The sequence below is a fragment of the Bradyrhizobium sp. LA6.1 genome (assembly GCF_040547805.1).
Taxonomy (GTDB): domain Bacteria; phylum Pseudomonadota; class Alphaproteobacteria; order Rhizobiales; family Xanthobacteraceae; genus Bradyrhizobium; species Bradyrhizobium barranii.
The window spans coordinates 551226-572484 of record NZ_JBEPQK010000004.1; the positions used below are offsets into that span (position 1 = coordinate 551226).

Sequence of the window (21259 nt, forward strand, 5' to 3'; positions counted from 1 at the left end):
GCAGATACAGCGTTATCGAATGAGAGAGAGGGTCGCTCGCGGAGCGAGACCCCTCACCCGGCTTCGCTGCCGCGAAGCCACCCTCTCCCACAAGGGGAGAGGGTGCACTGAGCGTGTGGCGCGAACTACTGCATCGACACCAGCGAGAAGTCGATGAACCAGCTCTTCGGCTGCACGACGCCCGTCACCTTCGGGCTGATGGCGCGGGGGCCGACGTCGTGGGCGACGTAGAGGAAGGCGGCATCGTCGACGGAGGCCGCGTGCAGCTCGGCGAGCGCGGCGTCGCGCGCGGCGGGGTCGAACGTCTGGCGCGCCTTCTTCACCAGCTCGTCGAACTTGGGCTCGTGGATGAAGCCCCAATTGTTCGAGACCGGCGGAGCCATGCCCGATTGCAGGAAGCGCACCAGCGCGAAGAACGGGTCCATCGCCGCATAGGTGACGTTGGTCGCGTTCGAGCCGTTGGCGCTGGGGTCCTTGGCGCCGCGGCGCCAGTTGGTGAACAGCGTGTTCCACTCGATGACGTCGAGCTTCACGTCGAAATAGCACTCGGCGAGCGCCTGCTGGAGATACTCGTTCATCGGCAGCGGCTGCATCTGGCCGGAGCCCGACGCCGAGGTCTGGATCTTCACCGTCAGCTTCTTGCTGGGACCGAAGCCGGCCTCCTGCATCAGCTTTTGCGCAGCGGCCTTGTCATACTTGATCTCGAAGGTCGGCTTACCGCGCCAGGGATGGCCGGGCTCGAAGGTGCCGGTCGCCGGCACCATCAGGCCCGCGAGCAGGCCGTCCTTGAGACCCTCGCGATCGACGCAGAGATTTGCCGCCTTGCGGACGCGGATGTCATTCCAGGGCGAGCCTTCGACGCGCGAGAACTGCCACGGCCAGACATGCGGCTGCTCGTTGGCGTAGAGCTTGAAACCGCGCTGCTTGAGCTCGGGCAGCGCATCCGGCGCCGGCGCCTCGACCCAATCGACCTGCCCGGAGAGCAGCGCCGCGGTGCGCGCGTTCGCCTCCGGCATCGGCAAGAGCACCATCTTGTCGACCTTGGGCACCCGCGCCTTGTCCCAATAGGCCGCATTCTTCACGAGCTCGAGCCGCTCGCGCGGCGTGAAGCTCGCCATCTTCCACGGGCCGGTACCCGCGGCGTCCTTGGCGAACGCGGTCCACGCGGCCTGCGACTTCGCCTTGGCGTCAGCGCCTTCCGCCTTGTCGTAGAAATGCTGCCATTTCGCCGGGCTCGCCATGAACAGGTTGGTGAGGTTGATCGGCAGGAAGCTGTCGGGCTCCTTGGTGGTGAGCTCGACCGTCATGTCGTCGATCTTCTTCGCGGAGGCCAGCGTCGGCATGCGTGACGCGGTGACGCCGACCTGGCTGGCGTCGAACTGCGGCGCATCCTGCTTCAGCACCTTCTCGACGTTCCACACCACGGCATCGGCATTGAACGGCGAGCCGTCATGGAAGGTGACGCCGGGGCGGAGCTTGAAGATCCACTTGGTCTTGTCGGCGTCGTCGACCTTCCACTCGGTCGCAAGGCCCGGGATTACCACGCTCGCCTTGTCGGCCGAGGACAGGTCCCAGCCCGTGAGCGCGTCATACATGGTGAGGCCGGTGAAGCGGTTGCCTTCAAAACCCTGATCGGGCTGGCCCAATGTGCGCGGAATATCGGCAGCGGTCATGCCGATGCGCAGCACGGTGTCGGCGCTTGCCACGCTCGGCCACGCGGCCGCAGTCGTCAGAGCCAGCGCAGCAATCAGCGCCGCGCGGGTGGTTGTCTTCATAAGCATCGTCTCAGTCCTCTTCCGGCTTTCAATGACTAATTTTGATGCAAACGTATGCAATGGCTATGCCAATGGGGAAACTTTTTCTGCAAATTGCCCCTGCGACGACAAGTCTGTGTGATCACGCGTCGGCAAAGGCACCGCCCTGCCTATTCTGGCATCAAGATTGCAAGTTTGGCCCTGAAATCTCCTGGGAGCCTTGGGCCATGCGTATCCGACTATCGACCTGTCTCGCCGTGCTTGCGCTGGCGCTATCCGCGATCACGGCGCGCGCCGAAACGGTGGTGCGCTACGGCATCTCGATGGCGGACATCCCGCTGACGACGGGCCAGCCCGATCGCGGCGCCGGCGCCTATCAGTTCACGGCGTACACCATCTACGATCCGCTGGTCGCCTGGGAGATGGACGTCGCCGACCGCCCCGGCAAGCTGGTGCCCGGGCTCGCCACCGAATGGAAGGTGGATGATGCCGACAAGACCAAATGGCGGTTTGCTTTGCGCAAGGGCGTGAAGTTTCACGACGGCAGCGAGTTCAACGCCGATGCGGTGATCTGGAATCTGGACAAGGTGCTCAACGACAAGGCGCCGCAATTCGACAAGCGGCAGAGCGCGCAGGTGAAGACCCGCCTGCCTTCGGTCGCGAGCTACGCCAAGATCGACGATTTCACGGTGGAGATCACGACCAAGACGGTCGATTCCTTCTTCCCCTATCAGATGCTGTGGTTCCTGGTCTCGAGCCCGGCGCAGTACGAGAAGCTCGGCAAGGATTGGGACAAGTTCGCGAGCCAGCCTTCCGGCACCGGTCCGTTCAAATTGACCAAGCTGGTGCCGCGCGAGCTTGCCGAGCTCACGAAGAATCCGGACTACTGGAACAAGAAGCGCATTCCAAAGGCCGACAAGATCGTGCTGGTGCCGATGCCGGAAGCGCTGACGCGCACCAATGCGCTGCTCGCAGGCCAAGTCGACCTGATCGAGACGCCGGCGCCGGACGCCGTACCGCAGCTGAAAGCCGCCGGCATGAAGATCGTCGACAACGTCACGCCGCACGTCTGGAACTATCACCTCAGCGTGCTGCCGGGCTCGCCCTGGACCGACATCCGCCTGCGCAAGGCGCTGAATCTCGCGATCAACCGTGACGAAGTCGTTGGTCTGATGAACGGGCTTGCAAAACCCGCCAAGGGCCAGGTCGACCCGTCGAGCCCGTGGTTCGGCAAACCGACCTTCGAGCTGAAATATGATCTGGCCGCGGCCAAGAAGCTGGTCGAAGAGGCCGGCTACTCCAAGGCGAAGCCGCTGAAGGCCACCTTCATCATCGCCCAGGGCGGCACCGGCCAGATGCTGTCCCTGCCGATGAACGAATTCCTGCAGCAAAGCTTCAAGGAAATCGGCATCGACATCGACTTCAAGGTGGTCGAGCTCGAGACATTATATACGCATTGGCGCAAGGGCGCGGCCGACGAGATGAACGCCGGCATCACCGCCAACAACATCGCCTATGTCACCTCGGACCCGCTCTACGCCATCGTCCGCTTCTTCGCCTCCGACCAGATCGCGCCGGTCGGCGTGAACTGGGGCGGCTACAAGAACCCGAAGGTTGACGCGCTGATCAGCGAGGCCAAGCAGACGTTCGACACCGCCAAGCAGGACGATCTGATCGCGCAGGCCCACGCGCTGATCGTCGACGATGCCGTGCTGGTCTGGGTCGTCCACGACACCAACCCGCACGCGCTGTCGCCGAAGATCAAGCAGTTCGTGCAGGCGCAGCACTGGTTCCAGGATCTGACGACGATCGGGACGGAGTGAAGGCGGCAAACGCCGGTGTCGTAGGGTGGGCAAAGCGTAAGCGTGCCCACCACCTCTATACGCGGAGTAAGATGGTGGGCACGGCGCTAGCGCGCCTTTGCCCACCCTACGGGAGTTGATGTTGGTGGCGAAGAGCAGACGGACGCTACCGCGCCAAACACCGCTGTCGTCCCGGGGCGCGACGTAGTCGCGAGCCCGGGACCCATAACCGCAGGGAGTGGTTTGGCGAAGACTCGGAGTTACCGGCTCGCGCGATAACATCTCCCTGGGGGTATGGGTCCCCGCGTACGCGGGGACGACACTTTCAGTGCAGCACCAGCGATGGCCACGCACTCACACCGCTACTTCGTCAGCAGCGCATACGCGCCGTTCCATCCTTCCGCCGGCGGATTGATCTGGAATTCCTTGATTCGCGCCTCGTACAGCTTGAACAGCTTTTCCAGCGTGTCGGCATCCTCGCTGCGGCGGCCGCGCTCGATCGCTTCCAGCGCGCCCTGCCAGTCGCGGCCGCGGTAGCAGCCGAGCATCTCGATGGTGACGTTGCGCAGGCGCTGGAAAGCGCCCGAATGCATCACGTCCTCGCGGCCGGCGATGGCGTAGATCACCTCGGGCTCGGTCTTGCCCTTGACCATGATGAAGTCGAGCTCGAGGATCGCGAACTTGTCCTTGGCGGCGAGCGCGGTCCTGGAGCCGACGATGATGGGAAAGCCGTATTCCTTCGACTGGCCTTCCAGGCGCGAGGCGAGGTTCACGCTGTCGCCGAGCACCGAATAGTTCTTCTTTAGGTCGGAGCCCATGTTGCCGACGACGCCGATGCCGGTGTTGAGGCCGATGCCGACATTGAGCGGGATGTAGACGTGACCGCCGTCGGCGGCCTCCTGCTCGCGCTCCTTGTTGACGGCGTCGATCTGCTCCAGCATCTGGATCGCGGCCTCGCAGGCGTTGACCTCGTGATCGGCATCGTCGAGCGGCGCGTTCCAGAACGCCATGATGGCGTCGCCCATGTACTTGTCGATGTAGCCCTTCTGATCGATGATGACGTCGGTCAGCGGCGTCAGGAAGCGGTTCATCAGCGCGATCAGGCCTTGCGGATCTTGCTTGTAGCTCTCCGAGATCGTGGTGAAGCCGCGCACGTCGGAGAACATGATCGTCATCTCGCGCTCCTCGCCGCCGAGCACGAGCTTTTCGGGTGACTGCGCGAGCTGCTCGACCAGGACGGGCGACATGTATTGCGCGAACATGCCGCGGATCTGCACGCGCTGACGCTGCTCGCGCACGAAGCTGGCGAAGATCAGTGTCAGATAGATCGCGGTGGTCGAGAGCAGCGGATAGGTGAAGTCGATGAGGTAGCGGTACTGCGCGTAGAAGAACCAGGACACGCCGACCAGGATGGCGGCGAACATCGCGCCCGCGAGCCCCAGACGGACAGGGCCGAGATTGGGCGTGAAGATGATGACGAGCAGGCCGATCACGAGCGCGGCGATCAGCTCGACGCCGAGCGCATAGTTCGGCTGCGAGATCACCGCGCCGCTGAGCACGCTCTCCAGCACCTGGGCATGAATCTCGACACCCGGCATGGTCGATGACACCGGCGTGGTCTTGATGTCGTTCAGCCCGACCGCCGAGGTGCCGACCAGCACCAGCTTGCCAGCGATCTTGTTCGGCGGCGCGGTGTTGTCGAGCACGTCGGCCGCCGAGATGTAGATCGAGGGATCCTGGCGGGCGTAGTGCACCCAGAGCTGGCCGTTCTTGTCGGTCGGAATCTCCACGCCCTTGAGGCGCACGGCGCGCACACCGGTCTTGTCGGTCCGGACCAGCAGCGTCGGCGTTGCCGTGACGACGCGCAAAATCTCGAGGCTGAGCGAGGGCATGATGTTACCCTGGGCGCGCATGATCAACGGCACGCGGCGGATCAGGCCGTCGCGCTCGGTCTTGATCGAGAACAGGCCGCGGCCGGCGGCGACCTTCTCGATGACGGGCACGTTGCGCAGCAGGCCCGGGAATTCGAACAGGAAACGTTCGGCATCCGCCTCGCCGACCGTCGCGACGCCGGTGAAGGGCAGCGACTTGTCGATCTCGGACGAGATAGCCGGCTGCCCGGTCTCGCCCAGAACCACGTGCGAGCGCTTGATCGCGTCGGCGAGGACCTGGTCATTGGTCGGCAGTTCGCGCAGCCTGGCGCGGGTGGCGTCGTCGAGATCGCGCATCTGGCTCGCGACCAGATCCGGGTTGAGCCGGTCGGCTTCGGAGAACACCATGTCGAAGCCGATCGTCACCGCGCCGTTACCGGTGAGGTTCTGGATCAGGTCCGCGATCCGCGTGCGCGGCCACGGCCACTGGCCGAGCTTGGCGAGGCTCTTGTCGTCGATGTCGACGATGGTGACCGGCCGCGCCGCCTTGTGGCGGGGATCGATCAGCTGGAACATGTCGAAGGTGCGCAGCCGCAATTCCTGGATCGGCGGCGGATCCCACAGCCGCGCGCCGGCGAACACGACCAGCAGCGCAAGGCACATCAGCCGCGCGAAGCCAAGCTTCCGCGCAAACCACCGCCGCAGGATCTTCAGACGTTTCATTTCAGTCGGACTTCCTGACCTGTATCGCGCCCGGCGCACCGATCATGGAGCGTCCGCGAGCGATTGGCTATTCCCCGGCGGTTGAGGATTATGGATTTTTTGCCGCGGTCAAGCTGCGAGCCGGCTGCCAGGAGGCCCGGGCGGCGATCAGGTGATGTGGAAGATGAAATCGCTGGCCTTCAGATTTGCCGCGATCACGTTCTTCAGCAGGATCGTCTCGTGGTTGTCCAGCGTGACCTGGGCGCCGCCCGATTGCGGAGCGATATTGACGTCGTCCAGCGAGCTGATGCTGCCGAACTGCCGCAGGTCGATCTTGTCGAGGCCAATCTCGAAATCGTCGACGCTGTGCTGGACCGTGGACTGCGACGACGTCGGCGCGAACACGAACTGGTCCTTGGCGCCGCCGCCGATGAGCGTGTCGCTCGACTCGGTGGCGAAGATCACGTCCTTGCCGCCGGTGCCCTCCAGGCGGACGCCCTGGCTGTTGGCGCCCTCGACGAAGATGAAGTTCACGGTGTCGGAATGGCCGGTCGAGTCGGCAACGGTCACCGTGATCTTGTCCGTTGCGGGCGGCTGCGGATACTGCTCGGTGCTGGCGCCTGTCGGGTCGTAGGTGATGCCGGCACCTTCTGCGAGGCCGGTGTTGATCTTCTCGAGCGAGCCCGTCGTCGGATAAACACTGACGCTGCTGGTATCCGGATGCGAGGTCGACACCGTGACGGTGAAGATGTCCGTCGCCGCGCCAGAATCGGTATCGGTGACCACCAGATCGGTGATGATATCGTTGCTGTTCTCGCGGATGTGCTCGACGTGGAAGTTCTCGGTCTTGATGACTGGGCCGATGGCAGGCGTCACGCTCGTGCCGATGGTGGTGATGTCGTGCGAGATCGGCGTGGTGCCGCCGGGGCCCGTCGCCGTGAGATCGATCGTCGCCGTCGAGCCAGCGGTGGTGATGGCGCCTGTATAGGTGTCGTCGAGAGCGTGGACGCCCAGCGCGCCAGGCTCGCCGCTGAATCCGTCGGCAGGCACAAACCGGATCAACGTAGCGGAGCTCAGCACAAGCGCATTCGCATCACCGACCGAGTCGACATCGACCCAGCAGCCGCCAACCTTGTACTGCCAGACGCCCTGGTCAGCGGTCGTGGCGTCCGACGTCACCGCGATGGCCTTGAAGGTCGCGCCAGTGTCGGCGTCATGGAACTTGTTCGTGAAGAGATCGCGGATCTTGCTGCCAGCCGGATCGCTGTCGTTGCCGGCGACGGCGGCCAGCGTCGCGCTGTCGAGCGTCGGCGCGTCGTTCTTGCCGGTGATCGTGATGGTGACGTCGGTCGTGGTGGTCTCGCCCCGGCCATCATCGAGCGTGATGGTGGACACGACCTTCGCCGTCTGGTCCTGGCCAAGGAAATCGAGCGCGTTGTCGGCGATCGAATAGTGCCAGGTGACGGTACCGTTGTTCTTGCCGGTCAGCTGATACGCCAGCGCGTTCTTCAACGCGGCGGTCTCGTCGGGCGTGAGCGACGCGGTGAGGTCGGTGGCGCCGTCGAGCCAGGTCACGTCCTGGTCGACCTTCGTCACCGTCGGACGGTCGGTCAGGTCGATGTCCTTGAAGTCGATCGAGCCGGTCGCGGCCGGCGACGGGTCGATCGTCGAGGACGAACCGGTGGTATCAGGCTGCTCGGAGAAGCTTGCAGTCAGCTGCGCCACATCCGTGGTGGTGAATGTCGGCGCATCGTCGTCCGCATGGATCGTGATTAGCGTATGGCCACCCTCATCACTGCCCGCGAAGTGCGCGTCGCGATAGTCTCCGATCAGGGTCAGGCTGATGCTCTTGCCATCGTCGCCGGTGACCGTCAGCACGCCGCCGCTCGCGGGGTGGTCGGCATCCGGGACATAAACCGCGCTGGTGCCAGGGCCCCACTTGATCATCGTCAGGTCGATCTTGTCGTTCGCGGACAGCTCCGCGATCGAGCCGCCGAAATCCTTCGTATCGATCTCCAGCTCGGCGCCGTCACCGGCAAGCGTGATCGTTTGCGATACCGCACCCTTGACCTCGAGCGTCGCGCCGGCATCGACGACGACCGCGCCCGTGGCCGAGCCCGACAGCGAGCCAAACAGCGTCAGCGTCCCGGTGTGAACCTCGATCGAGCCGGTGCCGGTGTTGGTGATGTCGCCCGTGATCGACGCAGTGCCCCAGCTGTCGATGTCGCCATAATTTTCGATGGTCAGATCGGCCCCGGAAATGGAGGCCCCGTGCAGATCGATGTCGCCGTGCAGATCGATGTCGCCGTGGTTGACGATCGAGGACGCATCGCCGAACACGCCGCTGCCGGCGACCGTCCAGGTGCCGCCGGCGTTGTTATTGAACGTGGCGGTGGCGACCGAAATGTTGCCGTTGATGTGGCCGGTGTTGTTGATCGTGATCTCGCCGCCAGTCTCGACGATGGCATAGATCGATGAGGTCACGCTGCCGGCATCGGCTGGCCCGATGGTGCCGGAATTGTCGATCGTCGCCGTGCCGGTGCCGCTCTCCTGGATGGAGATCGCAGCTACGCCATCGGCGCCGACCACGGAGCCGGTATTGGTGATGTGCGTCGAGCCGGTCGCGCCCGCATCGTCCTGGTCGATATTGATGCCGGACGAGGTCGTGCCGGAGATGTGCCCGTTGTTGGTGACGGTGACTGCGCCGTTGCCATGGGAGACGATGTCGAGACCGACCGCGCCGGAAACGCCGCCGCCGATGGTCGCCGTGATATCGCCTGCGCCGTTCGCGCCGTCATGCAGCACGATGCCGTTGCCGGTCTGGCCGGTGATGGCGCCTGATGTCGTCAGCGAGATGTCGCCGATGCCATTCTGAGTGACGACGATACCGTTGGTCGCGCCGGTCAGCGTACCGCTCGGGGTCAGTACGATGTTGCCGCGATGGCCGATCGTCCCGCCCGAAGCGGTGAAGCCGAGCGCGTCGCCCTTGCCCGAATTGATGTCGGCACCGCCGGTGACCGTGAAAGTACCGCCGGTCGTCGCCTGACCGGTGATGGTGCCGGTAAAGGCATGGCTCGTCTTGTCGATCTCGAGCGTATTGGTGCCGCCGGCGAAGGTGACGGTCTGCGCGTCCGCACCACCGAGCTCCAGCGTCGTGTTATCGTCGATGATCAGCGCGCCGGCGCCGGTGATGCCGCCGGACAGGTTGAGCGTGCCGCTCTGGACTTCGATGGTGCCGGTGTTGGTGACGCCGCCCGTGATCGTATTGAGGCCGGCGACGCTGTAGAGATTGCCGGCGTTGGTCAGGCTGCCGCCGTTGATCGAGACGTCGGTCAGATAGAGCTTTGACGCGCCGTCGACCGAGATGATGCCGCCGGCGTTGGCGATGGTGGCGGCCGTGAGCTTCAGCGTGCCGCCGGTCACTGCCTCGATCAGACTGTGATTGGTGATGGCGTGAAGAATGCCGGGATCGATCGTCAGCGTGCCGCTGGTGACCGAGATCGTGCCGATGTTGTCGACGTCGGCGTTGTCGATCGCGCACGCGCCGGTCGATTCCAGCGTGCCGGCGATGGTGAGCGTGCCGCCGGCCAGGCTCGCACCGTTCAACGTCGTGGTTTTGCTGGCATCGACCCTGACGGTGCCGTGATTGACGATCGCGGTGCCCAAAACGGTCGCGTCGTCGAGCGTCAGCGTGACGCCGCTCTCGACCGTCACCGCGCTGACGCTGAGCGTGGCTGCGCTGTCGATCTTGCTGGCGCCGGTGACGTCGATCGTGCCGGCACCCTTGATGGCGCCGCCGCTGATCGTGGCGTCGTCCAGCGTCAGGACCGCATTGCCGTCGACGATGACATTGCCGCTCGAATTGTCGACGGTCGAACCCTGATCGATCGCGAGCGCGCCGTTGGCGAGCACTTCGATGATGCCGGCATTGGTGACGATCTCATCGCTGAGCGCATTGCGCGCACCGCTCACCTTGAAGACGGTATTGTTTTTCAGAATGCCGCCGCTCAGGACGGCATCGCCGGTCAGATCAATCTCACCGTTGTTGGTAATCGTGCCGGCGCCGCGAATGCCGGCGTTGAGGACGGGGCCTCCCTCGTCATCACCGCCACCGGTGTCGATCACCGCACCAGCTCCGCCGATGGTCGCATTGCTGACGATCAGCTTGCCGCTGGCGTCGACCGTGATCTGGCCGGCATTGGTAACGCTGGAGCCCTGATGGATCGTCAGCCAGCCGTTGGCCAGCACCTCGATCACACCGGTCGCGGTGTTGGACACGGTCTCGTGGGCGAACTCGACCGTGCCCTTGACGTTGACTGTGCCGAAATTGTTCAGCGTGCCGTTCTCGATCAGGCTGGTGCCGTCGAGCTCCAGCGCGCCCAAAATGCTGACGGTGCCGCCATCGACCGTCGCGGTGTCGACGATCAGCGTCGCGCCGGCATCGGCCCTCAGCAAGCCGCCGGCGTTGTGGATCGTGGCGAGCGTCTTCAGCGTGCCGCCGGACAGCTCGATCGTGCCGGAATTGGTGATCTTGGTGCCGCTGGCGAAATCGCCGCCGCCCGCGAGCGTCAGATAGCCGGCGTTGGTGAGCACGCTCGTGCCCAGAATCTCGGCCTTGCCGCCGACCGACATCGTTCCGGTCGCGGCGGTCGTGAGGATCGAATCGGCGCCCATGTTGAGCGCGCCTGATATCGTCAGCGAGCTCTGGACGATCACCTTCGGCGGCGGGCCACCGAAATCGTTCATCGTCAGCGACTTGGCGTAGGCCGCGGTGTCGATCGTCACCGGATAGGACGGCGTCAGGCCGTGCAGCTGATCGGTGATGACGATGACATCGTCATTGATGGTCGGGACCGTACCGGTTGCCCAGTTCGCCGCGTCCTTCCAGAAGCCGCCGGAGGGAGCGCCGGCCTTGTCGGTCGCGATCCACACCACCGCGGGCGCGTCGGTGCCGGTGATGGTGACGGTGATGGTCTGCTTCGAGGTCGCGCCTTGCGAATCCGTCAGCGTCACGGTGTAGACCAGCGTCAGCACCTCACCCTTCGGGATGAAGTCGGCGAGATAGACCGGCAGATCGGCCAGCGACCAGTTGATGGTGCCGGTGCCGTCTCCGGTGCTGTCGGCGCCGGCCGCGATCGCGACCGACATCGCGCTCTGGAACGCCGCGAGCGGGCCCGGCGGAACGGTGCCGTCAGGCAGGGTCGCGCTGGTCAGCGCCACCGACACCGTATGCTTGTCGGTGAGATCGACGTCGTCGAAGTTCAGCGTGCCCGTCGTCGGCACATCGCTGGTGAGCGGGCCACCCGGCACGCTGGTGCCGCCTTCGAAGATGATGACCGGAACGCTGGTGGTGATCACCGGCTTGTCGTTGGTGCCGGTGATCGTGATCGTGATGGGGATGAAGGCGGTCTCGGGGCTGACCGAGAAATTGTTGTCGACGCGGACCATGTAGGTCAGCGTCAACGTTTCGCCGGCCGCGAGAAAGTCGAAGACGTGGTCGGGGATCGTGTAGGTCCAGACCGCCGAGCCGTTGTTGTTGTTGCCGCCGTCGGCGACGACGTTGATCTGGATCTGCGTCGCCGCGATGTCCTGCTTCTGGAGCGCGGTGAGCGAGCCGGTGACGTCCTGGCCGGCACTCTTGTAGACGTAGTTCGGCGCATCGGCGAGATTCACGCTCACCGTCGGCCTGTCGCCCAGGTTCTGGTCGACGAAGGTGATCCGGCCGGAGATCGTGTCGGAATGCGTCGTGTCGCCGGTCGTGTCCGCGCGCTCGGTCAGCGCGAACGCCGTCTTCACATTGCCGTTGAGATCAAGGCTTTGAGACAGAGGCTTGCCGGGGTAACGGTTGAAAGGCGTCGTGTGATCGCTGGGCCCCTGCGGTCCCTGCTGGCCGAGGTTGGTGAAGAGCGCGGTCGCGATGTAGCCGGCCGGAGTCTTGATCACCAGGCCGTCGCTGGTCTGCGTGATCGTGTCGGTGAAGTTCGTGGTCAGCTTGGTGTTGGTGTTGTTGTCGGTGAACTTCAGCGTGAACACGTCTGTGATCAGCCTCTGGACGTCCGGCGACAGCAGCCCGTTGGTGATCGAGACGTTGCCGCCGCTGATCTGGATCATCTGGCCGGCCTGGTTGACCGTCGCGATCGGCAGCAGCGTGACCTTGTCGAACAGGATGTAGGAGCCCGTCGTGCCGTTCGGCTCGACCAGCACCTGGAAGCTCGCCTGCGGCTGCGGATCGCCGCCGCCGGCAGGAACGACGAAGTTGATCTGGGTCAGCACCGCCGTGCCGCGGATGCCCATGGTGGCGACCGGCGTGTCGATCTTCATGTCGCCGTGCTTGGCGGTCTCGCCGGCGACGAAGGTGATGGTGCCCGCAACCAGGCTCAGCAGCGAGGAATTGCTCGACCCGTTGGGGTCGTAGACCATCTCGTTCAGCACCATCCGCGCATTGGAGGACAGGCCGAACACGGTGCCGTCGATGAAGGTGATGCCGAGCGTCGAATCCGCGCCGGTCGAGACCACATCGCCCTTCTCGACGTTATCGCCGTTGTTCAGCGTGACCGAGACGCCGTTGCGAACCGCGGTCGCGCTGCCGGAGAGTTTTGTGACGTGGCCGATGACCTGCGCGGCGGCGATGCCGGGCGCGGCCTGCGCAACCTGCACATGGCCCGTGAGCGCGTTGACGACGTCGCCGGTGAGATGGGCGCCATCGGGCGAGGCGATCGATGCGCGCTTGTCGCCCTTGAAATAATCGTGAACGACGAACTCATGCCCCTCGTGGGACAGCACGAGGTCGAGACCTGCGCGCTTGAACTCGCCATTGAAGATCAGGTTAGCATCGGGAACAACGAACGTTCCGTCGGGCACGTGACCGTGCGCCTTCGCGACAAAAGGCTTGGCGATAAAAGTCTTGGCCGTAAAGGAATCGATATGAACGTCCGCGGCCGAGCGGGAACCCTCGCCATCAAGGGGAATCGTGGCGTCAAATTTGCCAGCGTAATTCAACCGGGGGGCACCGCAAAAAGAGTTAAAATCTAAGTAAGTAACGACCGCCTAAGCTTGAATAGCATTACCAAGTCCTTAGCGAAACCATCTATTGCTTGTGTGATTCCCATCACTTGGCTGGAGGAGTCTCCAATAGCGGCGCCTTCACAGAGAAGTCGAAGTAATTCTTTAAATATTCCGAGGTCGGTTTTCGGCTTATTTTCACGCATTCCCAGTCATCCAAAGTAATCAGTCGCCCATATCGAACGACGGATACTTGTGTCATCTTTTGTTCGTAGTTCCCCGCAGCATCCTGCGGCAAATACGGGGCAGAATCTGTGACCCAACTAACAGAACCCGTGAAATAGCGGGCTGTTAGCCATAAGCGGTAGAATCAGCCCTCCCGCAGCTTCAGCCCGCAATTGGTTCCATTTCGCGGCGACGGAGCCCTCCTAGCCGGCGAATCGTAAAATTTTACGCAATTTGCACAGGCCCGTTTCAGCCTGTCCCACGGTTTTGGGAGCCCTGCCGGGCGCATTAAGCAGAACAAAACGGCCCGTCTCGCACTATCTCCGCGAAAGCAACAAAGCCCGGCACGACCAGGTCGAGGGGGACCTGGCGAAGCTGGAAGGGGATGTCAGATGGAGACCGCTGCTCGCTCGCGCGCTTGGCGCGCTGTCATTGTGCTGTGCGGATTGATCCTGCTTGGATCGGCCGCCGAGCTCCGCGCCGGCACGCTGCTGTCGCCTGGAGCCGGCGTCCTCGTGCGCAAATCCGCCGAGCCGTTCGGCGTGTTCGCCTTCGCCATCTCGTCCGGCAGCCTCCAGCAGAAATGGTTCGCGCTGAAACAGAAGCTCGACGACGACATGGTGCAGCTCGCGCTGTGCGACGGCGACCGGGACAATTGCGCGTCGCCGGCGGCGCTCAAACTGATCACCATCGTCGACCAGGCCCGCAGCCGTGACGGCCGCGCGAAGCTGGGCGAGACCAATCGCGCCATCAATCTTGCCATCCGGGCCGCCAATGACGGCGCCGACGACGTCTGGAGCTCGCCGCTCGCGACCTTCGCGCGGGGCGCTGGCGATTGCGAAGACTATGCCATCGCCAAGCTGGCCGCGCTGCGGCTCGCCGGCGTTGCCAATGAGGACCTCCGCATCGTCGTGGTGCGTGATGTCAGGGCCGGCGAAGAGCATGCGGTCGCCGCAGCAAGGCTCGACGGCCACTGGCTGATGCTCGACAACCGCCGCATGGCGATGGTCGAGGACGACGCGGCGCAGACCTACCAGCCGCTGTTCGTGCTCTACCAGTCCGCCGTGATGAAATATGTCGACGAACCCGTGCGGTTGTCGATGGCCGCGCCCGAGGCGCACTGACGAAGAAGATGTTCACCGCGTGCGTCGCCGCCAACCGCTCGGGGTCTCGCCGGTCAGCTTCCTGAATGCCGCAGCGAAGGCGGTCTGCGAGGAATAACCAAGCGCGGCTGCGATCGACACGATCGAGTCGTCGGTGTCGCGCAGCATGTTCATGGCCTGCTCGAGCTGGTGCTGGCGTAGCCAGGCATACGGCGACAGCCCGGTGCTTCCCTTGAAGGCGCGGCAGAAATGGAAGCGCGAAAGGCCGGCATCGGATGCCAGCGCCGCGAGCGAGACGTCCGCATTGCTGTCCGAACGCAAGCGTTCGATGGCGCGACACAGCACCTTGGGCGACAACCCGCCGGTGACCGGCTGGACCGTTACAGGCGAACCTGCGTGGGCAACCAGCAGGCGCGTCGCCAGAAGATCAGTCATCTGATGCCTGAACAGGGCATCCAAGGCCGCGCTGCCTTCCAGCACATCCGCAGCACTCAGGAGCAATCGGGATGTAACGGGGTCGGGATGGACCGTTCGCTCCACGAGATCACCAGGAGCGGCCGCGTCGGCTTCGTGGGCAACGCGCTGGAGCGTTGCGTGCGGCAGGTAGAGCTGAACGACATTCAGAGGTTGGTAAATGTCCCATCGTGAGCTCGAACCGGCCGGAATGACCGTCACGGTCCCGGGACGCGTCATTCCATTCACAAATGCTTTCCCGTTACGGCGCTCGAACCGCACCGACCCGGCGGGGAACGTCATGATGACGTGATCGTCCATGGGCTTGACGACGTCGTGCAGCGGATCATGCTTCCAAAATGTGATCGCGCCGCAGGACGATGATGCCATTTGAACGGGCTTCGTCTTGAGTACGCGCGTCATTTCCGCATCGGGACACTCGCCGATCGGCAACTGGGAAGTGTCTGGATTCTGCGAAATATCTCGCAAGCGAGGTTTGCTCATGGACCTGTTCTCGCCGTTGAGAGGGTCTGGTTTGAGCGTTCGAGGCGTTCTCAGGAATACGGATCTGGGGTCTCTTCCCAAAGTGACCCTGCTGCAAGTTTAGACGAAACGCGCGTTCAGATCGACCTGCATTCTCGGATAGTGCGGGACCATGGTGCCGCAGGGCAAGGTTTCGCAGGTTCCGCGGCAGCTCGGCCAATGACCAGCTGGTTTATGTTCTTCCGCCCGAAGGCGAAGTGCCGCGATGTCCGCTCCCGCGCCGCCGTTGGGGGAGAGGCAGACATCAGGTGGCCGACTCGCAGCAACCGACTTTATGAGTACGCACCCTAACCACTAGCAGCGGCCCCGGATTACGCGGAGCCTGTCATCGGGCGGCGCTTTGCGCCGACCCGTTGGCTCCATCCGGGCTACCGGTCTCACGTAAACCGTCACGCCACAAAGCCGTTTCGCCGCGCGATCCGGGGCGCTAGCATGGCGCCTTTGCGGGGGCGACTGGAATGCGGTTCATCGTGCTGTCTGTGCTTGCGCTGCTGGTATTGCCGGCGGCACCAGGCTCTGCGCAATCGGGCCCATCCGACCGCTCCATCGCCGACAGGCTGCCGCTATTTGCCCGAAACAACTGCCAGCAGATCCGCGATCCCGGCAATCAATTGATCTGCGGTGATGCCGAGCTGGCCGCCTCCGCCGAGAAGCTCAGTACGGCGATCGAGGCGCGGCTCGCCCGCCTGCCCGATCGCCTGCCCGCGATCGAGGAGAATGCGATCTGGATCCGCCAGCGCAACCTCGGCTGCGGCATCGTCGGCCAGACCGCGATCCGCACCGACGATTTCGACCGCGTGAAGGCGTGCCTTCTCAAGGTCACCGAAGAGCGCGCCGCAATCGTGCGTGATCCGGATTTCGACTGTCTCGCGGCCAACACCGCCGCGGGCGCGCTGATCTGCGCGGACCCGTCGCTGGCGCTCACCGAAACCGAGCTCAACAGCCAGGTGCTGGGCCTGATCGGCAGGCTGGATCCAACCGCGGCCCGCTTTGCCTTCGCCGAATACGGCCGATGGACGAGGGAGCGCGATCGCAAGTGCAATCTCGTTGGCAAGGAGAACGTGCCGCTTGCCGAGCTTTCGTTCGCGGAAGATTGTCTCGCCGAGCATCTGAAGCGCAAGACCGAGGAGATCGCCGCCGCCAAGGGCGATCCGAAGAAAGTGTTCGGCCGGCAGGTCGCGGCCCGCTCGCCCGACACCGATGCCGTCGATTTCTGCGCCGCGCGGATTCACGCCGCCAATTCGTGCGGCAATTTCCTCCGCATCAACCGCGTCTACGCGCTCGACAGCCAGGTGACCGACCAGGAGGCGCAGGTCACGGGCGAGATCGAGATGGTCGTGCTGGCGCCCTTCACCATGTGCAGCAAGGTCGCTTCCACCTGCACCGGCACCTGCTGGGACCCCAGGACGGGCCGTCCGCAGCCCGGCATCGGCAGCAAGGAGCGATCCGGCGAGGCCTTCAACGTCACGCGCCGCCTGAGAATCCAGCGGACGTTTGCTTTCGTGAAAGCCGCCGACGGCTGGCGCTGCCGGGAAGACGAGCTGGCGCCGGTGAATTCGGGGACGGCGGGCGGGGGATCGTAGGTTTTCCCCGCGTGTCGCTCCTTCTTCCTTCTCCCCTTGCGGGAGAAGGTGGCGCGAAGCGCCGGATGAGGGGTTCTCTCAGCTCGCTCGAGTATTCGTGAGGATAGAGACCCCTCACCCGGCTTCGCTTTCGCGAAGCCACCCTCTCCCGCAAGGGGAGAGGGTGCACCGTCAGCGCCGCGAGAGCGATCCGATCAAAACATCAGATTATCCTTCACCAGCACCCAGCGGCCGTTCTTCACCTGCTGCACCTGCGTGACGGTGGTGGCGAGATGGTTGGTCTTCGAGAACACCGTCGGCGGCGAATTAAAGATATCCTGGAACTTGTCGCCGGACTCCAGCGCGTCGAGCATCTTCTGGCCAGTGAGATCCTTGCCGGCCTTGTTGGCATAATGCGCGAACGTCATCACCGCATTGTAGCCGATGATCGCCTGGGTGTTGGCGTCGGCGTTGAACATCTTCTTGTAATTGACGAGCCAGTCCTTCACCTTTCCCTTCGCGGTGTCTTCGTAGGGAATTTCGAAGTTCGAGGCGGAATACAAGCCTTCCACCACTTCCTTGCCGAGCGCCGGCACTTCGAGCACGTTAACGGGCGTGGCGCCGAGGAAGGTGACGTCCCATCCGAGCTTCTTCGCTTCACCCATCGTGCCGATCGGCTCACGGAGGACCGCGCCGAGCACGACGAGGTCGCAACCGTCGGACTTCATCTTGGCGACCTGCGCGCTGAAATCGGAGGCGCCGCGCTTGTAGCTCGTGATCGAGGCCGGCTGCAGCTTCATGGCGATGAGCTGCTGGTTGAAGCCGTCGAGCACGTTTTTGCCGTACTCGTCGTCCTGATGCAGGATGCACGGCTTCTTGAAATTCTTTGCCTCTATCATGTATTTGAGCGCTGCGCGCGTGCTCTCGACATAGGGCAGGAGGTTGTTGAACTTCAGCCTCTCCTGCGGCTTGGCCGGATCGAACTTGAAGGTGAACTCGGCCGCCGTCAGCGGGAAGAGCTGAAGCACGCCGGCGTCGAGCAAGATATCCTGCGCAGCGAGCACGGTCGGCGATCCCATTGGTCCCACCATCGCGAAAATCTTGTCGCGCTCGATCAGCTTTTGCGAAGCCAGCACCGCTTTCTTCGGATCGTAGCCCGAGTCCTCGACGACCAGCTTGATCTTGCGGCCCTGGACACCGCCCGCCGCGTTGATCTCCTCGACCGCCATCTTCATGCCGTTGGAGACCGGGACGCCCCAGCCCTTGATCGGCCCCGACAGGTCCTGATGGGTGCCGATGACGATCTCGGATGCCGAGATGCCCTCGTTGGTGACCTTGGTTTGCGCCGCGGCCGGCAGACAGGTGAGCACCACGGCGCTCACAGCAAGGCCGAGCGTGCTGAACGATTTCGACATTGACGTCTCCTCTCCTTTGGGCCCGTATGGTGCGAAGGGCGGGGGCCACAGCTCCTTCGCTTTCTCGAACTGGCAGGCTCGTCACGCCACCGCGCGCTGGCGATACATCGCCTCGATCTCGGCAGCGTAGCGCTTGTTCACGAAGCCGCGCTTCAGCTTCATGGTCGGCGTCAGCTCCTCGTCCTCCGGGGTCAACTGGCGCTCGATCAGGTAAAATCTCTTGATGGTCTCGACGCGGGCGAAATTGCCGTTGACCCCTTCGATCTCGCGCCAGATCAGGTCCTGGATCTCCGCCGCGCGGCACAGGCTCGCATAATTGGTGAAGGGGATGTCGTGGTCCTGGGCGAATTTCTCGACATTCTCCTGGTCGATCATCACGAGGCAGGTCAGATAGGGCCGCTTGTCGCCGATCACCACGGCATCCGAGATGTAGGGCGAGAATTTGAGCTGGTTCTCGATCTCGGACGGCGTAACGTTCTTTCCGCCGGAGGTGATGATGATGTCCTTCATCCGGTCGGTGATGCGGACAAAACCTTCGTTGTCGATGGTGCCGACGTCGCCGGTGTGCAGCCAGCCGCGATGGTCGATGGTCTCGGCGGTCTTCTCGGGCTGATTCAGATAGCCCATGAACAGGAAGTCGCCCTTGATCAGGATCTCGCCATCGGGCGACAGCGCGACCTCGCCCCAGGACACGGCGGTGCCGACCGAGCCGAACTTGATGCGTTCCGCCGGCATCATGGTCGCGACGCCGCAATTCTCGGTCTGGCCATAGACCTCGTGCATGTCGATGCCGAGCGCGAGAAACCAGCGGATCAACTCCGGCGCGATCGGCGCAGCGCCGGTGAACGCGATGCGGCAGCGGTCGAGCCCGATCATGCGGCGGATGTTGCGGAACGCGAGCCGGTAGGCGATGCCGTTGGCGATGCGCAGCGAGAGCGGCGGCGCCCTGCCCTCGATCCGGCAATCGACCATGCGATAGCCGACCTTGATGGCGCGGCGATAGACCCATTGCTGCAGCGGCGTCGCGTCCTTCAGCGCGATGGTGATCGCGGAATAGAACTTCTCCCAGATGCGCGGCACCGCAAAGAAGACGGTCGGCTGCACCTCGCGCAGATTGTCCGGCACCGTCTCCGGGCTCTCGGCGAAATTCATCACCGAGCCGAGTGCGACCGAGATGTAGTAGCCGGCGACCCGCTCGGCGACGTGGCAGAGCGGAAGGAAGATCAGCCGGTCTTCGTCCTCCCGCGCCGAGATGAAATCGTTGGCATGCCGCATCTGGTGCGTGACGCTGCGGTTGGCGTGCATCGCGCCCTTGGGCGGACCGGTGGTGCCCGAGGTGTAGACGAGAATGGCAAGGTCATCCGCGCTGCGGCTGTCGATCATGTCCTGCCACAGCGCCTCGCGGCCGACCATGTGGTTGCGGCCGAGCGCACGGAACTCGTCGAGCGACATCACCATGTCGTCGAAGAAGCCGCTGAGGCCCTCCATGTCGAACACGATGATCTTTTGCAAGGACGGACAGCGCGCGCGGCAGGCGAGCACCTTGTCGAGTTGCTCCTCGTCCTCGGCGAAGATCACCTTGGTCCGGGAATCGTTGACCAGGTATTCGACCTGGGACGATGCATCGGTCGGATAGATTCCAGAGGAAACACCGCCGGCGCACAAAATGCCCATGTCGGCATGAACCCATTCCGGCACGGCATTGGCGATGACGGAGGCGACATCGCCGGGCAGAAAGCCGGAGGCGTGAAGCGCGTAGGCGATCTCCTTCGATATCTCCAGCCACTCGCGCCAGCTGGTCGGCTGCCAGATGCCGAATTTCTTCTCGCGGATGGCCGGCCTGTCGCCCCGCGTCTCGGCGGCGCGCAAGAAGCTCTTCGCGATCGTATCAGCGACCGTCAGCACCGCCGGTCGGGCCATGCGCGTCTCCTCCTTGTCGCTCTCCCCTCCGCTGCCCGCCTTGCCGGCGGTCTGTCGTTGCGGATGGGCCAATCCATTTAACGCCTTCCCCTAGCGCCAAGCCTTCAGGGCCAAATCTTCAGCGCCAGGTCTTCTTCTTTTTCCAGCGCAGCTCGCCTCGCGCGCCCGCCTCCTTGGCGCCAAGGTAGAATTCCTGAATGTCCTGGGAATGCATCAAGCGGTCGCAGGTGTCGTTCATCACGACGCGGCCGATCTCGAGCACGTAGCCGTAATGTGCCGTCTCCAGCGCCACCTTGGCATTCTGCTCGACCAGCAGGATCGACATGCCCTGCTCCTCGTTGACGCGGCGGATGATGGTGAAAATCTCCTTCACCAGCAGCGGCGACAGGCCGAGCGAGGGCTCGTCGAGCAGCAGCAAGGTCGGCCGGTTCATCAGCGCGCGTCCGATCGCGAGCATCTGCTGCTCGCCGCCGGAAAGCTGGCCGGCCGGCTGGTTGATGCGCTCCTTCAGACGCGGGAAATAGCCGTAGACGCGCTCCAGATCCTCCGCGACGCCATCACGGTCCCGGCGCGGATACGCCCCCATCATCAGGTTCTCGCGCACCGAGAGGAACGGGAACACCTCGCGCCCCTCCGGCACATGACTGAGGCCGAGCCGCACGATCCGGTCCGCCTCCATGCGCTGGATCGACTTGCCCATGAATTCGATCGTGCCCTTCTGCGGATCCAGAATGCCTGAGATCGTCTTCAGCACCGTGGTCTTGCCGGCGCCGTTGGCGCCGAGCAGGGTGACGATGCGGCCGCGCGGCACCTCCAGCGAGATGCCGCGGATCGCCATGATCGGCCCGTAATAGCTCTCGATGTTGGAGAGTTTTAAGATGATGTCAGGCGTGACGGCGGCGTCCAT

Annotated in this window: 10 protein-coding genes; 3 read left to right on the forward strand and 7 right to left on the reverse strand. The window is 63.8% G+C overall.

Translation table 11 applies throughout. From position 1 onward, the window contains the following. Nucleotides 1–125: 125 nt before the first annotated feature. Entirely contained in the window at nucleotides 126–1781 is a 1656-nt protein-coding gene (locus ABIB99_RS13215; protein WP_354176107.1) for an ABC transporter substrate-binding protein, read from the reverse strand. A 200-nt stretch (nucleotides 1782–1981) separates the two neighbouring features. Here ABIB99_RS13215 and ABIB99_RS13220 point away from each other — a divergent pair, with 200 nt between their 5' ends. Further along, nucleotides 1982–3577, forward strand: a complete 1596-nt coding sequence (locus ABIB99_RS13220) for an ABC transporter substrate-binding protein (RefSeq protein WP_063980817.1) — start codon at nucleotides 1982–1984, stop codon at nucleotides 3575–3577. A gap of 341 nt (nucleotides 3578–3918) precedes the next feature. On the opposite strand, the gene ABIB99_RS13225 is transcribed toward ABIB99_RS13220, so the two are convergent. Both ABIB99_RS13225 and ABIB99_RS13230 read right to left on the reverse strand, forming a co-directional pair. Continuing rightward, a complete protein-coding gene (locus ABIB99_RS13225) occupies nucleotides 3919–6150 on the reverse strand; it encodes a CHASE2 domain-containing protein (protein ID WP_354176109.1) in 2232 nt (743 codons plus the stop codon). A 147-nt stretch (nucleotides 6151–6297) separates the two neighbouring features. After that, nucleotides 6298–13128, reverse strand: coding sequence for a VCBS domain-containing protein (locus tag ABIB99_RS13230; RefSeq protein WP_502917496.1), 6831 nt, complete (start codon nucleotides 13126–13128; stop codon nucleotides 6298–6300). A gap of 620 nt (nucleotides 13129–13748) precedes the next feature. Between ABIB99_RS13230 and ABIB99_RS13235 the strand changes: the two genes are divergently transcribed. After that, a complete protein-coding gene (locus tag ABIB99_RS13235; protein ID WP_354176111.1) occupies nucleotides 13749–14480 on the forward strand; it encodes a transglutaminase-like cysteine peptidase in 732 nt (243 codons plus the stop codon). A gap of 12 nt (nucleotides 14481–14492) precedes the next feature. Here ABIB99_RS13235 and ABIB99_RS13240 read toward each other — a convergent pair whose 3' ends face one another. Further along, a complete protein-coding gene (locus tag ABIB99_RS13240) occupies nucleotides 14493–15416 on the reverse strand; it encodes a helix-turn-helix domain-containing protein (RefSeq protein ID WP_354113423.1) in 924 nt (307 codons plus the stop codon). A 497-nt stretch (nucleotides 15417–15913) separates the two neighbouring features. Between ABIB99_RS13240 and ABIB99_RS13245 the strand changes: the two genes are divergently transcribed. After that, nucleotides 15914–17038 (forward strand): lysozyme inhibitor LprI family protein, encoded by a 1125-nt coding sequence (locus tag ABIB99_RS13245; protein WP_354176113.1) that lies wholly within the window; start codon nucleotides 15914–15916, stop codon nucleotides 17036–17038. Nucleotides 17039–17232: 194 nt separating this feature from the next. Here the strand turns inward: ABIB99_RS13245 and ABIB99_RS13250 are convergent, their stop codons facing one another. The 3 genes from ABIB99_RS13250 to ABIB99_RS13260 form a co-directional block, all read right to left on the reverse strand. After that, on the reverse strand, nucleotides 17233–18432 hold the full coding sequence (locus ABIB99_RS13250; RefSeq protein WP_354176115.1) for an ABC transporter substrate-binding protein: 1200 nt from the start codon (nucleotides 18430–18432) through the stop codon (nucleotides 17233–17235). 81 nt (nucleotides 18433–18513) lie between these two features. Further along, the gene (locus tag ABIB99_RS13255; protein WP_354176117.1) at nucleotides 18514–20352 is read right to left on the reverse strand and encodes an AMP-dependent synthetase/ligase; all 1839 of its coding nucleotides are present in this window, start codon (nucleotides 20350–20352) and stop codon (nucleotides 18514–18516) included. A 118-nt stretch (nucleotides 20353–20470) separates the two neighbouring features. Then, nucleotides 20471–21259, reverse strand: coding sequence for an ABC transporter ATP-binding protein (locus ABIB99_RS13260; RefSeq protein ID WP_354176119.1), 789 nt, complete (start codon nucleotides 21257–21259; stop codon nucleotides 20471–20473).

Bases quoted from the DNA above. Each gene is read 5' to 3' on its own strand.
- ABIB99_RS13215 (WP_354176107.1), bottom strand. From the start codon at position 1,781: ATGCTTATGAAGACAACCACCCGCGCGGCGCTGATTGCTGCGCTGGCT.
- ABIB99_RS13225 (WP_354176109.1), bottom strand. From the start codon at position 6,150: ATGAAACGTCTGAAGATCCTGCGGCGGTGGTTTGCGCGGAAGCTTGGC.
- ABIB99_RS13245 (WP_354176113.1), top strand. From the start codon at position 15,914: ATGCGGTTCATCGTGCTGTCTGTGCTTGCGCTGCTGGTATTGCCGGCG.
- ABIB99_RS13255 (WP_354176117.1), bottom strand. From the start codon at position 20,352: ATGGCCCGACCGGCGGTGCTGACGGTCGCTGATACGATCGCGAAGAGC.
- ABIB99_RS13235 (WP_354176111.1), top strand. From the start codon at position 13,749: ATGGAGACCGCTGCTCGCTCGCGCGCTTGGCGCGCTGTCATTGTGCTG.
- ABIB99_RS13250 (WP_354176115.1), bottom strand. From the start codon at position 18,432: ATGTCGAAATCGTTCAGCACGCTCGGCCTTGCTGTGAGCGCCGTGGTG.
- ABIB99_RS13220 (WP_063980817.1), top strand. From the start codon at position 1,982: ATGCGTATCCGACTATCGACCTGTCTCGCCGTGCTTGCGCTGGCGCTA.
- ABIB99_RS13240 (WP_354113423.1), bottom strand. From the start codon at position 15,416: ATGAGCAAACCTCGCTTGCGAGATATTTCGCAGAATCCAGACACTTCC.
- ABIB99_RS13260 (WP_354176119.1), bottom strand. From the start codon at position 21,259: ATGGACGCCGCCGTCACGCCTGACATCATCTTAAAACTCTCCAACATC.